7 protein-coding genes are annotated in these 14,012 nt (G+C 72.3%); 6 read left to right on the forward strand and 1 reads right to left on the reverse strand.

The genetic code is table 11. The features are described 5' to 3' along the window. Window positions 1-261 precede the first annotated feature (261 nt). Together BQ9890_RS10175 and BQ9890_RS10180 are read left to right on the forward strand one after the other, a co-directional pair. Window positions 262-1,365 carry an IS110 family RNA-guided transposase gene (locus BQ9890_RS10175; RefSeq protein WP_075891299.1) on the forward strand — a complete coding sequence of 368 codons (1,104 nt, stop codon included), beginning with the start codon at window positions 262-264 and terminating at the stop codon, window positions 1,363-1,365. 507 nt (window positions 1,366-1,872) lie between these two features. Next, window positions 1,873-2,712, forward strand: a complete 840-nt coding sequence (locus BQ9890_RS10180; protein WP_075891301.1) for an SOS response-associated peptidase — start codon at window positions 1,873-1,875, stop codon at window positions 2,710-2,712. A gap of 28 nt (window positions 2,713-2,740) precedes the next feature. Here the strand turns inward: BQ9890_RS10180 and BQ9890_RS10185 are convergent, their stop codons facing one another. After that, window positions 2,741-3,805: a carbohydrate kinase family protein gene (locus BQ9890_RS10185; RefSeq protein ID WP_075893027.1), complete on the reverse strand. Its 1,065-nt coding sequence runs from the start codon at window positions 3,803-3,805 to the stop codon at window positions 2,741-2,743. A 509-nt stretch (window positions 3,806-4,314) separates the two neighbouring features. Here BQ9890_RS10185 and BQ9890_RS10190 point away from each other — a divergent pair. From BQ9890_RS10190 to BQ9890_RS16325, 4 genes are all read left to right on the forward strand, one after another. Further along, on the forward strand, window positions 4,315-5,619 hold the full coding sequence (locus BQ9890_RS10190; RefSeq protein ID WP_143226306.1) for a hypothetical protein: 1,305 nt from the start codon (window positions 4,315-4,317) through the stop codon (window positions 5,617-5,619). Window positions 5,620-6,117: 498 nt separating this feature from the next. Then, a complete protein-coding gene (locus BQ9890_RS16320) occupies window positions 6,118-12,954 on the forward strand; it encodes a DUF3418 domain-containing protein (protein WP_456047839.1) in 6,837 nt (2,278 codons plus the stop codon). After that, window positions 12,951-13,481, forward strand: a complete 531-nt coding sequence (locus tag BQ9890_RS10200; protein WP_075891307.1) for a SprT-like domain-containing protein — start codon at window positions 12,951-12,953, stop codon at window positions 13,479-13,481. Before BQ9890_RS16320 ends, BQ9890_RS10200 begins: the two co-directional genes overlap by 4 nt. 293 nt (window positions 13,482-13,774) lie before the next feature. Next, window positions 13,775-14,012: hypothetical protein (locus BQ9890_RS16325; RefSeq protein WP_230297899.1), on the forward strand; the 238-nt coding region annotated here is incomplete at its 3' end.

A 14,012-nucleotide genomic window follows, 5' to 3' on the forward strand; every position in this document is an offset into this window, starting at 1 on the left:
CGGGCCATCGGGACCCGTCGGTCGGAACCACTTTACCGAAACGCTTCAGTTGACTGTAGCAAAGGCCCCCCACCCTGTACAGCACCCCCTGAGCGCGAAGACGATATGGGGGTGGGGGTGGTCTGAGGTTGGGTCTTGTGGCCTGGGGCCTTCCCTGTGCAACGTGGTTCAGTGCCCTGGTTGGGGTGCAGTGCCACGGTTTCGTGGATCGCCCTCGCCCGTGGGTGGGGGTGCCGACATGCGATTCAGGGGAGGCCCCAGGTGTTGTCAGATGCTACGTGTATTGGGTTGGATGTTCACGCTCGCAGTGTTCGAGCAGCAGCGATTGATCCCCTCTCGGGTGTGATCCGGGAGGCTGCGTTGGGGGGTGGGGACGGGGAGGTCCTCGACTTCATTGCGCGTGTGGGTGACGCCCGGGGGGTGCGGGTGGCCTATGAGGCCGGGCCGACCGGTTTCCACCTGGCACGGACCCTGGAGGGGGAGGGCATTGAGTGTGTGGTGGCGGCCCCCTCGAAACTGTTGCGTGCCAGTGGAGACCGCATCAAGACGGACCGTCGTGATGCCCTCCACCTGGCCCAGATGCTCGCGGCGGGCCAAGTGGTGGGAGTGCGTGTCCCCACCGTGGAGGAGGAGTCCGCCCGGGACCTGGTGCGTGCTCGTGATGACGTGCGCCGTGAACTCATGGCCGCTCGTCATCGTCTCTCCAAGCTGCTCCTGCGTCGGGGTTTCCTCTATGAGGGCAAGACCACGTGGGGTGTGGCTCACCGGGCGTGGCTGGGCACGATCCGCCGGGAGGGACTGGCTGGGGCGGGGTGGGCGACCTTGCAGACCTTTGATGAGTCCTGGGAGACGGTCTGTGCTCTGGAGGCCAGGAGGGGGCGCCTCGATGAGGGCATCGCCCGCCTGGCTGAGGAGTCCTCCTTCGCTGGAGGGGTGAAGCGACTGTCCTGCCTGCGCGGCATCTCCACCCTCACAGCGGTGGGCCTGGCTGTGGAGGTGGGTGACTGGCAGCGTTTCACCCCCACCAGCATCGGCTCCTACCTGGGGTTGGTCCCCAGTGAGCACTCCTCGGGGTCCACCCGCCACCAAGGCGGCCTCACCCGCACCGGGAACGCGCATGCGCGCAGGCTCCTGGTGGAGGCCGCCTGGCACCACCTGCCCACCTACCATCCATCTGCCACCTTGCAGGCACGCTGGGACAAGGCCCCCCGAGCAGTCGCAGACCACGCCGGGCGCGGCAACCGTCGACTCCACAAGCGATGGCTGGGATTCAAGGCCCGCAAGAAGACTCCCACGGTCGCCAACTGCGCCATCGCGCGTGAACTGGCCGGATGGTGTCAGGTGCTGGTCACCATGGACGCCTGAGCCCCACAGTCTCGTCGAGGCCGGCCCCTGAGGGAGTGGGGCAGTGTGTCGGAGAGGGAAACCACCGATGCGGACATGGGCACCCACCCGGGCACGCCCGTCTCGAAGACCGCAGTGAACCCCTCTTCCGCCGGAACACCGTCATGCGGCACCAACCCGCGAATATCAGAGTGACCACACCGTCCACCAACGGACACACCCCACCCCCACAAGGCCCCACCCCGACGACCGAGGCGCCGCCCCACAACCAGTGCCGGGCGGCGCCTCACCATGCCCACTTGACAGCACACACCCCCATATCAGTCCGCTCTGTTCTCCCCGCGAGGTCCGCTCAGTTCTGCCCCCGAGGTCCGTCCCCGTCCAGTCGGCGAGTGCTGCCCGCCCGCTCCCCACGGGCAGTGTGCCCGCCACCGCCCATCCGCCTCGCCTGCGTGCCTCTCCCTCTCACCGCGCCCACCCGTCGCACCTCGTGGGAGGATCGGGACACCCGAGATCCGGAGGTGCCCGATGTGCGGCCGTTTCGCCCTCTTCGCAGACGACGACGAGCTGGTCTCCCTCTTCGACGTGGACCTGCTCCTGGGTGAGCACCGGCCCTCCTTCAACGTCGCCCCCTCCCAGGAGGTCCGCGTGGTGATGGACCGCCTCGTCGACGGGAACGGCCACGTCATCCGCGCACAGGAGTCCGACCGCGCCGACGCGGGGACGGACGCAGGGGCGGGTGCGGAGGCGCTCCCTCCCGACCAGTCCGGCGCGCAGACCCCCGACCACGCGCGCGTCGAGCGCCAGCTCCGCCTCCTGAAGTGGGGCCTGGTGCCCTCCTGGGCGCGGACGCCCGAGCGCCCCATCATCAACGCACGCGCGGAGACCCTCACGACCAAGCCGAGCTTCCGCGCCGCCGCGGCCCGGCGCCGCTGCCTGGTCCCCGCCAACGGCTACTTCGAGTGGCAGGCCCCGCCGACCGGCCGCGGCCCGAAGCAGCCCTGGTTCCTCTCCGCGGGCGAGGGCGACCCCGTCATCGCACTGGCCGGGATCTCCGAGGTCTGGCGTGTACCCGGCACCCCCGCCGACGAGGGCGACGCCTGGCTCCTGACCTGCGCGATCGTCACACGTTCCGCCCCCGACGCACTGGGCGAGATCCACGACCGCACCCCCGTGGTCGTCCCACCGGAGATGTGGGACGCGTGGTTGGACCCGCGCACCACCGACCCCGGGAGTGTCGAGGGTCTCCTGCGGGCAGTGCCCGACCCCGCCCTCGTCCCCCGCGAGGTCTCACGCGCGGTCGGCAACGTACGAAACAACTCCCCCGAGCTCATCGAGCCCGCCGTCACGGGCGACGCTCCGGCCTGACCGATGGGCGGGGGCCGACGGGCCCCCCTCAGATCCCCTCCAGCAACTCGGTCAGGCCCGGGTCGGAGCGCCACACCCTCGTCCCGAAGGTGCGGGTCGACAGGGTGGCCACGGACGCGGCGAAGGCGATCTGCGGGGTCGGGTCCTGCGGCACCGCGAGCCCCGAGGCGTGGAGGCGGGCCAGGGCCCAGGCCAGCGCACCGTGGAACACGTCTCCCGCACCGAGGGTGGATGCCTCCGCGACCCCGACCACCGGGACCTCCCCCTCTGCGCCGTCCCACCACCACCGCACGGGGTTCGCACCGTCCGTGCGCACCACCCGTGTGATGCCGAAACCGCGCAGGAAGGCCGCGGTGGCGTCCCCGTCCGCCTCGGTGAGCACGGGCGGGCGGAAGTCCGCAGACACCACGGCCACGTCCACCAGTCCGAGCAGTGGTGTGAACCAGGGCTTCCACGAGCCGCCGTCCAGGACGCGCAGGTGCGAGGGATGCTCCTCGAGCTCCGCGAAGGGGTCGGCGGACCCGTCGACGTCCGGGGTCCCCGCACGCAGGGCGAGCGTGGCCAGTTCCGGGTTGTGACCGTCGACGAGGACGACGTCGGGGTCGCCCTCGTGGAGGAGGTCCTCCGCGAGCCGGGCCCGGGCGCCCGCGACGTCCAGGGAGAGGCGCGCATTGGTGGAGACGACCATCCTCCCCTCCGGGTGCTCGACGATGCTGGACAGTGCCGGTTCGAGACCGTGTGCGCCGGGATCTGCGTCCGGGGACTCACCCCGTTCGGGCACCCCGGTCGCATCGAGGACCTCCACCCCGGCATCCGCGAGGTCCGCCAGCACCACATCTGCCAGGGGACCTCGACCCACCGCGGTGAGCAGGCTTGCGGCGCCGCCCTCGTCCTGGTCGCCCTCGTCGCCGATGCCGGTCCCGCACCCACGCGCCACGCGACACAGGGCCTCGAAGGTCACGGCCGCGTTCGTCGCAGGCCCGCCGGCCGCCAGGAGGTGCGCCGTGGAGGTGGTCTTGGTGAGCGGATCGGGTGCCGAGTCGAGGCCGTGTGCGACGTCCAGGGTGGCGAGTCCCGCGAAGAGTCCGTGCATGTGCCCATTGTCGTGCCTCTGGACGAGGATCGCCCCGGGTCCACCGGCGAGGGCCCACGCAGTGCACACCCCGTCATCCTCGCGACCCTCTGGGAGTGAACCGCGACGGGAGCGGAGGTCGCAGGCCCACTGCACCGGACTCGTCGGACCTTCCGGACCCGCCCGGATGCACGCGCCCCGTGACACCATCGGAGACTGCCCGGGGAGGGGACACACACCTGAGGAAGGCCCTGCAACGCTGGGACACCGCAGCACCTCAACGGGTCGGCACCCTGGATCCGGGGGACACCACGACCCATCCGGACACGCTCAAGGGCCGCAAGGACTGGTCCCGCGAGCGCTGCTTCCGCGTGCCGGAGCGGGTCGGCCCCAGCGGCTCGGAGCAGATGCTCGCCCACATCGTCGTCCGGCCTGATGGACAGACCTGTGGTGGCACCATGGGTCAAGTGCCGCAACCACCATGACCTGTCCGGACATGCCGCGGGTGGACTGGTAGGACAATGAGCACCATGGACGACGAACAGGGAACACCTCCCGGGCAGCGAGGGGACGGCGGCCTCCCGCCAACGCCTCCCACTGCGCCGGACACCGCCGCTGCCGCCCGCTCCTCACAGCCGACATGGGTCCTCCCCGTCATCGCGGCCCTGTCCACGGTGATCATCGTCTGCCTGCTCCTCCTGGGCTGGTGGCTGCTTTCCGGTCGACCACAGTCGCTCTCCTCCGACGCGGGGCAGCAGAACGCCCACTCAGGCGGGCAGTCGGGGCAGTCGGGCCCCGAGTCCGGGGTGCAGTCACGACCCACCCAGGCCGCCACCTCCACGCCCGCCACTCCCGCTCCCTCCCTCGCGGACCTCGCCAACGCCACGATCCACGTCCCTCCCCAGTGCGCTGCCTTCGCGCACCACAGCCCGGGTGGGAGTGCGGACACCGTGACCTTCAGCGGCGGGGTGGCGACCTCGACGGAGGACGCAGCGACCATCACCCTCAAGGACCGGGTGGTCACCACCGTCTCGGGCAGCCCACGGGCCATCGTCTCCACCACGGTCACGGACACCCCGGTCGCCGTGGTCTCCATGCAGTGCTTCGGAGGAGGCAACTACTCCTCGGACTCCATCGGCGTCTACGACGGCTCCCGCGAGCTGGTGGCCGGCTCCGACCCCTGGGCGGACGGCGAGATCGGTGGATACGTCCCCGATCTCCGGGTCGAGGACCTGGCGGTACAGGAACGGGACTCCACGATCTCCTTCACCGTTCCCCACATCGGCGTCTTCGGGGACGAGTCCTGCCACGCCTGCGCGAAGAGCGCCAGCGCAGACGCCACCTACGAGCTCAGCACCGGTGGACTGACCCTCTCGGACATCGTCTACCACACCCCGTCGGGATCCGTCCGCCCGCCGGACATCGACACGCTCCAGACCTTCGTCGATGCCGTGTCCGCGGGGGACGACCAGAAGGCGGCGAACTGGGCCGCCGCCGACCAGATGGAGGGACTCGACGACACCCTCGGTGGGCCCGAGAGCACCCAGACCCAACGCGATGCCCAGTTCCCCACCGACTCCGAGGTCGTCGGATGCGCCCTGGTGGGACCCCTGGACGATTCGATCGCCAACACCGAGACAGTCGCAGGCAAGCCTGTGCCCATCTTCCGGGTCGAGGGGATGAGGGCCGGGGACTTCGTCTGCCCCGTCGTCTCGGAGCACTCGCTCCAGGAGGTCATGTCCCCCTCGCGGGACGAGTACTCCGTGTACCTGGTCGTGCACAGCGACGACCGGGGGAACCCCTTCGTGTTCTTCTTCGGCCGCAACTTCAGCTGACAGGGCAACGCGACCCGGGCGCCCCGGCTCCGGCATCGCCCCGCGGCACCCGGGTCCGCTGACGGAGCCGCTCCCCCGTCCACAGGCAGGACTGCCGCCATCGATCCGTCCACAGGTGGGGTGCACGGCCCTCCTCCTTCCACAGCGAACGTGTCCGCTCCGACTGATGCCTGTGCGCCTCGCTAAGCTGGTCCGGTGCCCGAACAGCCTCGCGACCCGCGACCGGAACCCCGCCGTTCCGGAGGTGGCGGGCGCCCGCCTGGCCGCAAGTCCCGAGGCGTCCCGACCGGGAGACGTCGCGCGACCCCGCCCTCGTCGGGTCAGGACCCCACGCGCAACGCGGGAGGCAAGCTGGGCCACACCCCCGCAGGCCACACCCCCGCGGGGCGCAGTTCCGAGGAGGCCACCCGGTCTCGCCGCCACCGCAACCCCCGCCACCAACGCGCCCACGTCTTCCGGCCCTTCACGTCCGAGCAGCTCGCCGCGCGCGCCGCCGCGATCCCCGTGATCTCCTACCCCGACCTGCCCGTCTCGGACCGTCGCCACGACATCGCCGACGCCATCCGTGACAACCAGGTCGTCATCGTCTCGGGTGAGACCGGCTCGGGCAAGACCACCCAGCTGCCGAAGATCTGCCTACAGCTCGGCCGCGGGGTGAACGGGATGATCGGGCACACCCAGCCCCGACGCATCGCCGCGCGCGCGGTGGCGGACCGCATCGCCGAGGAACTCGGCCAGAAGGTCGGGCGCGCCCCCGGCCAGGTCATCGGCTACCAGGTTCGTTTCACCGACGAGGTCGGACCCACCACCCTCGTCAAGCTCATGACCGACGGCATCCTCCTGGCCGAGATCCAGTCCGATCCGCTCCTGCGCCGCTACGACACCCTCATCATCGACGAGGCCCACGAACGCTCCCTCAACATCGACTTCATCCTCGGCTACATCGCGCGCCTGCTGCCACTGCGCCCCGACCTCAAGGTCGTCATCACCTCCGCGACCATCGACTCCGAGCGCTTCGCGGCGCACTTCGGGAAGTGGGAGGGGCACCGCGGACGGTCGCGGCTGGTCGCCCCGGCCCCGGTCATCGAGGTCTCGGGCCGCACCTACCCCGTGGAGATCCGCTACCGACCGCTGTCGGCGGACCTCCCGGGCAACTGGTCCTCCTCCACCCCCACTTCGGCGAAGTCCGCTCAGTTCCCACCTCGAAGTCCGTCCTCTCCAGAGGCGAGGTCCGCCCATCCGGGTGACGGCACGGACGAGGCGCTGACCGGGAGCAGGCACGACGGCGCTGACGCCGACCGGTCGAGTACCAGCGGGGACACCGTCTCCGACGGGACGGAGGCGCCTCATCCCGGCGTCCAGCAGCTGGTCCTGGAGGACCCCGACGACGACCTGCCGACGTTGGGCTACGGCCTGGGCGAGGACATCGATCAGGAGCAGGCCATCTGTGACGCCGTCGACGAGCTCTGCGCCGAGGGACCCGGGGACATCCTCGTGTTCCTGCCCGGTGAGCGCGACATCCGCGACACCCAGCAGGCCCTGGCCGACCACCTGGGCCCCCGCGCCCTCACCGACCCGAAGGCGCCCCACCGACCCGACGCCATCGAGATCGTGCCGCTGTTCGCACGCCTGACCGCCGCCGAGCAGCACCGAGTCTTCGAGCCCCACACCCTGCGCCGCGTCGTCCTCGCCACCAATGTCGCCGAGACCTCGCTCACCGTGCCCGGTGTCCGCTACGTCATCGACCCGGGCCTGGCCCGCATCTCCCGGTACTCGAACCGCACGAAGGTCCAGCGCCTCCCCATCGAGCCGATCTCCCGGGCCAGCGCCAACCAGAGGGCCGGGCGTTCCGGGCGCGTCGCCGACGGCGTCGCGATCCGCCTCTACTCCCAGCGCGACTACGAGTCCCGCCCCGAGTTCACCGAGCCGGAGATCCTGCGCACCTCCCTGGCCTCCGTCATCCTGCAGATGGCGTCGCTGGGGCTGGGCTCGGTGGCGGACTTCCCCTTCCTGGACCCGCCGGAGTCACGCGCGGTGCGCGACGGCATCCAGCTGCTCGTGGAGATCGGGGCGCTGGAACCCGACGCGCCCGGCGGGACCCGGCCCGCGACGCGGCCGACGTCGCCCTCGTCCGCCTCGTCCACGCCCCCGCCCTCGTCCGCGGGCACGGATGCCGCCGCCACCTCCGGCCACGACCGCCGCGGGGGGAGGGGCACCGGCGCACGAGGGCGGACCCCGGGGCCTGAACAGGGCGGACCTCACGGGCAGAAGGGAGCGGACTTCGAGCCCCGAACAGAGCGGACTTCGAGCCCCGAACAGAGCGGACTTCGGCGGGGTGGGGGGCACCGGCTCACCGCCATCGGGCGTGACCTCGCGACGCTGCCCATCGACCCTCGCCTGGGGCGCATGCTCATCGAGGGCGACGCGAACGGCTGCGCCTCGGAGGTCCTGGTCATCGTGGCCGCCCTGTCCATCCAGGACGTCCGCGAGCGCCCCCTGGACCACCAGCAGGCCGCGGACGCCTCCCACGCCCGCTTCACGGACCCGACCTCGGACTTCGTCACCTACCTCAACCTGTGGCGCTACCTCAACGTCCAGTCCCGCGACCTGTCGGGCTCGGCGTTCCGGCGCATGTGCCGCGGCGAGTTCCTCCACTACCTGCGCTTCCGCGAGTGGCGCGACGTCGTCAACCAGCTACGCCAGATGGCACGCCCCCTCGACCTGGACATCCACCCCATCGGGGAGCCCACCCCCGCCCAGGTCGCCCACGCCGCGGCCTCCGGTGGCATCGCCGACGCGGCGGCACGGGCCGTGGTCGCCTACACGGCCTCCTCCGGCACCGTCGACGCGGACGAGGTGCACCGGGCCCTGTTGGTCGGGCTGCTGTCCAACCTCGGCAACTGGGACGAGGCCAAGCGGGACTATGCGGGCGCCCGCGGCACGCACTTCACGATCTGGCCGGGCTCCGGCCTGGCACGCTCACACCCCGCCTGGGTGATGACGGCGGAACTGGTGGAGACCTCCAGGCTCTTCGCCCGCACGGTCGCCCGGATCCGCCCGGAGTGGATCGAGCCCCTGGCCGGCCCCCTGCTGCGACACGTCTACTCCGAGCCCTACTGGTCGACCTCCCGCGGGGCGGCCATGGTCAAGGAGAAGGTCCTCCTCTACGGGATGACCCTGGTCGCCGACCGCCCGGTGCTCCTCGGACGCCTCGACGTCACCTTCGGGGGTGGGGGTGCGCGCCGCTCCTCCGTGGCGCGCCCCGGGACACTCGCCGGGATGGCGCAGGGCCTGCGCGCCCGGGGACGCGGGGAGCGCGAGGTCGGGGAGTCCACCGCGCTCGCGGACGCACTCAGTGAGGCCCTGGCGACCTTCGGGGTCCAGGANGACTTCGAGCCCCGAACAGAGCGGACTTCGAGCCCCGAACAGAGCGGACTTCGGCGGGGTGGGGGGCACCGGCTCACCGCCATCGGGCGTGACCTCGCGACGCTGCCCATCGACCCTCGCCTGGGGCGCATGCTCATCGAGGGCGACGCGAACGGCTGCGCCTCGGAGGTCCTGGTCATCGTGGCCGCCCTGTCCATCCAGGACGTCCGCGAGCGCCCCCTGGACCACCAGCAGGCCGCGGACGCCTCCCACGCCCGCTTCACGGACCCGACCTCGGACTTCGTCACCTACCTCAACCTGTGGCGCTACCTCAACGTCCAGTCCCGCGACCTGTCGGGCTCGGCGTTCCGGCGCATGTGCCGCGGCGAGTTCCTCCACTACCTGCGCTTCCGCGAGTGGCGCGACGTCGTCAACCAGCTACGCCAGATGGCACGCCCCCTCGACCTGGACATCCACCCCATCGGGGAGCCCACCCCCGCCCAGGTCGCCCACGCCGCGGCCTCCGGTGGCATCGCCGACGCGGCGGCACGGGCCGTGGTCGCCTACACGGCCTCCTCCGGCACCGTCGACGCGGACGAGGTGCACCGGGCCCTGTTGGTCGGGCTGCTGTCCAACCTCGGCAACTGGGACGAGGCCAAGCGGGACTATGCGGGCGCCCGCGGCACGCACTTCACGATCTGGCCGGGCTCCGGCCTGGCACGCTCACACCCCGCCTGGGTGATGACGGCGGAACTGGTGGAGACCTCCAGGCTCTTCGCCCGCACGGTCGCCCGGATCCGCCCGGAGTGGATCGAGCCCCTGGCCGGCCCCCTGCTGCGACACGTCTACTCCGAGCCCTACTGGTCGACCTCCCGCGGGGCGGCCATGGTCAAGGAGAAGGTCCTCCTCTACGGGATGACCCTGGTCGCCGACCGCCCGGTGCTCCTCGGACGCCTCGACGTCACCTTCGGGGGTGGGGGTGCGCGCCGCTCCTCCGTGGCGCGCCCCGGGACACTCGCCGGGATGGCGCAGGGCCTGCGCGCCCGGGGACGCGGGGAGCGCGAGGTCGGGGAGTCCACCGCGCTCGCGGACGCACTCAGTGAGGCCCTGGCGACCTTCGGGGTCCAGGAGGCGGACGAGGGCGGGGGCAGTGCGCACGAGGGCGGCACCGCAGCTTCCGACACCACCACGGGCCCCACGGCCCCCGCCGGAGCCAGCGACTCGCGGCGCCCCGGGACGACCACCGCACCCTCCCACGACCCCACGGCGGAGGGCGCCGCCCTCGTCGATGACGCGCACGCGCAGGCGGACCCGACCGGAGGGGCGCCCGAGGACGAGGCACGCCGCAGTCGGGTGGCCGAGACCGGCACGGGTGCCGAGACGTCCACCGGACCGGACTCCCGGGCGGAACCCCTGGCCGACGCCGAACCGGTGGCCGACGCTGAACCAGCAGGAGACCCCGGCATCACCGCCCGCGAGCTCGCCCGCGAGATGTTCATCCGCCACGCCCTGGTGCTGGGCGAGTGGCGCGAGCACCACCGCTTCATGGACCGCAACCAGGAGCTCCTCGACGATTCCCGCGAGGCCGAACGTCGCTCCCGCACCCATGGACTGGTCGCCGACGAGGAGGCGCGTTTCGCCTTCTTCGACGACCTGGTGCCCGAGGGCATCGTCTCGGCACGCCACTTCGACCAGTGGTGGAAGCACCAGCGCCGTGAGACCCCCGATCTCCTCACCTACACCCCGCAGATGCTGCTCCCGCGGGGGACGGGCACCGATGCCGCTGACTTCCCGGACCACTGGGAACAGGGCGACCTGCGCCTGCCGCTGGAGTACCGCTTCACCCCCGGCTCGTCCCGCGACGGCGTCACCATGACCGTCCCCGTCGAGGTCCTGCCCCGCGTGAGCGAGGACGGTACCGACTGGCTGGTCCCCGGGATGCTGGAGGACCTGTGCACCGAGACGGTCCGCGCGCTCCCCAAGGCGAAGCGGCGCCTCCTGGCGCCTGCGCCCGAGGTCGGGGGGAAGGTCGCCGCCTGGCTGCGACGTGCCCTGGCCGACAGTGGGCCCGTGCCCGACGGCTCCACGCAGGGAGTGGCCGGCGCCCCGGGCTCTCCGGACACGCCCGACGGACCCGCCGGGTCGGACACGCGGAGCAGGTCCGGGGCGCGACCAGGTGCGGCGGACGAGGGCGGACCTGCCCGGGCCCGGACTGCACGCGCGGCGGACGGTGCCACCGGAACCGGTACGCGGGGTGGGACAGGAGAGGACCCGCGCTCCCTCGATGCCGCTCTGGGGCGCTTGGCGGCATGGACGCGTACGAGCGGTCAGAACGCCACGGTCGATCCCTCCCGCCTGGGGAAGTCACGCTCGGGCACGACGGGAAGCGCGTCGCGACCGGCCACCAGGGCCGACACCGCGGGTCGGAGGCGCACCCCCGGGTCGACCGACACGACCGACACGACCGCCCCCACGGGTGCCGCCACGGGTGCCGGCGCTGCCAGCACCGGATCCGGTGCGGGCGAGACATCCGGTGGAGCGCCGTCCTGGGCGGCACACCGCCCGCCCTTCGCCCGGGCCTTCGCGCGTGCCGTCTCCGAGGTGCGCGGCATCGACCTGTCGGACTCCGACCTCGCACATGCCCAGGCGGGGCTGCCCGAGCACCTGAGGATGACATTCGTCGTGCAGGACTCCTCCGGCCGCGAGCTGGGCTCCGGTCCCTCCCTCGTCCACCTCCAGCGCACCCTGGCCTCGCAGGCGGAGAAGGCGGTGCGCACTGCAGTGCGCGGCGCCGTTGCCGAGGCCTTCGCGGAGGCCGCCCGACGCGATGGGCATTCGACCCGGAAGGGTGGTGCACAGGGCACGGGCACCGACCATTCCCACCACTCCGGCGACGCGGCCAGCGCGGGGACTCCGCCCTCGTCGAGGGGAGCGGACTTCGAGGCCGGAACAGAGCGGACCTCGAGGCCGGAACAGAGCGGACCTCGAGGCCGGAACAGAGCGGACCTCGAGGCCGGAACAGAGCGGACCTCGGCAGAGGGGGAGGGGGTGCGGGGGGAGCTGCACGCGGACGACCTGGTGGAGTTCCCGGAGGCACCCCTGCCCCGCTCCGTGGAGTCCCGCGGTGCGGGAGGCATGCTGCTGCGCGGGTTCCCGGCGCTGGTCCCCCAGGGCGACGCCTCGGAGCCCCGCGCGGGGGTGCGTGTCATGGCGAGCCCCGCAGAGGCCGACCGCCAGCACCGCCTGGGGCTCGCCCGCCTGCTCCTGGCGCGCGTGCGCCTGTCCCCCACACGCGTCACCACGCGCTGGACCGGCCGCGAGGCACTCATGCTCGCCGCCTCGCCGTACGGGGACACCACCTCCCTGGTGGCGGACGCACAGCTGGCCTCCGCGCTCTCCCTCGTGGACGATCTCTCCGGGGAGCAGGGGCCGGCAACGGTGCGTTCGCGGACGTCCTTCGATGCCCTGGCCACCCGGGCACGTGACCTGCACGAGGACCGTGTCCACGACATCCTCGGCCACGTCGTGCGCGCCATGGGGGGTCTCGCCGAGGTCCAGGGCCTCATGCGCGACCATCCCGAACCCTCCCTGCGTGAGGTCGTCGGCGAGGTGGAGGACCAGGTCCGCGCACTCGTCCATCCCGGCTTCCTCGCGGACACCCCCCACTGGGCACTGCCCCATCTGGCGCGGTACCTGCGTGCCGGGGCGGTGCGCATCGACAAGGCCGCGAGGGGAGCGCGGGCCCTCAGCCGCGACGCGCGCGACGCCCAGGTGGTCAGGGACGTCTCCGAGGAGGTCGACTCCGCCCGCGAGCGCGCAGCGGGACGTCCCTACGAACCGGTGGAGGCGCAGCGGCTGGAGCGTGCGTGGTGGCTGGTCCAGGAGCTGCGCGTCTCCCTGTTCGCCCAACAGCTGGGCACCCCCCAGAAGGTGTCGGCCAAGCGGATCCTCGGGATGGTGGACCGATGAGGCGCGAGGACGCGCGGGTCCTGGCCCGCGCCCTCATGGACCACCACGGCCTGGCGGACTGGACCTTCCGTTTCGACCGGGCGCGACGACGCGCCGGGTCCTGCATGCACGCGACCCGGACCATCACCCTCTCGGCGCCCCTCGTGGACATCTACGAGGAGGAGGCGGTGCGCGGGGTCATCCTGCACGAGATCGCCCACGCGCTGGTCGGGGCCGCCCACCACCACGACGGGGCCTGGCGACGACAGGCCCGCCTGATCGGCGCCCCGGACTCCGCGCGTCTGCCGGCCACCCTGCCCTCCCCGCAGGCGCCCTGGGTCGGGACGTGCCCCCGGTGCGGGGCGCACCGGCACCTCTTCTCCGCGCCACGGCGCGTGGTCTCGTGTGGTGCCTGCTCCGGTGTCTTCGACCAGGACCTGGTCCTGGTGTGGACCCGGGACGGTGTGCCGACGACCCCGGGCGGCGCCTACTCCCGCGAGCTGCGCCGCCTGGAGAACCGGCGCCGTCGACTTCCGCGCACCGGCTGACCGGGGCCGGAGACACGCTTCCGGGTCGGCAGCACCGAACGAGGCGCCACGACGGCACGCACCCGGGCCCACAGTCCGGCCCGCGCGTGCAGGTCCCCCACGGATCCCTCCAGGGCCCCACGCAGTGCCTCGCGTGTCGCTCCCCCTTCGACCGGGGTGGGCACGGGTCCTGCCACCGGTGCTGCCATCGGTGATCGTGCGCCGGTGGAGTCCCCACCGAACCTCTCGGTCACCACGGCCCGTGCCAGCAGCTCTGCGTCCTCTCCGTCCTCCAGCGCACCCACGGCGAGGAGGTGTTCGACCAGTGCCTTGGGGGTGCGGGCGCGGGGTGCAACCCCGGACGTGGGAGATCCATCGTCCCCACCGCGACTGCCGCCGGGCCGGGTACGGCCACTGCCACTGCCACTGCCACTGCCACTGCCACTGCCACTGATGCTGCTCGCGCCATCGTCCCCACCGCGACTGCCACTGCCACTGATGCTGCCCGCGCCATCGTCCCCACCGCGACTGCCGCCACCCCCGTCGCCCCCG

Origin of the sequence: Actinomyces provencensis (assembly GCF_900155435.1) — a bacterium.
GTDB classification, from domain to species: Bacteria; Actinomycetota; Actinomycetes; order Actinomycetales; family Actinomycetaceae; genus Pauljensenia; species Pauljensenia provencensis.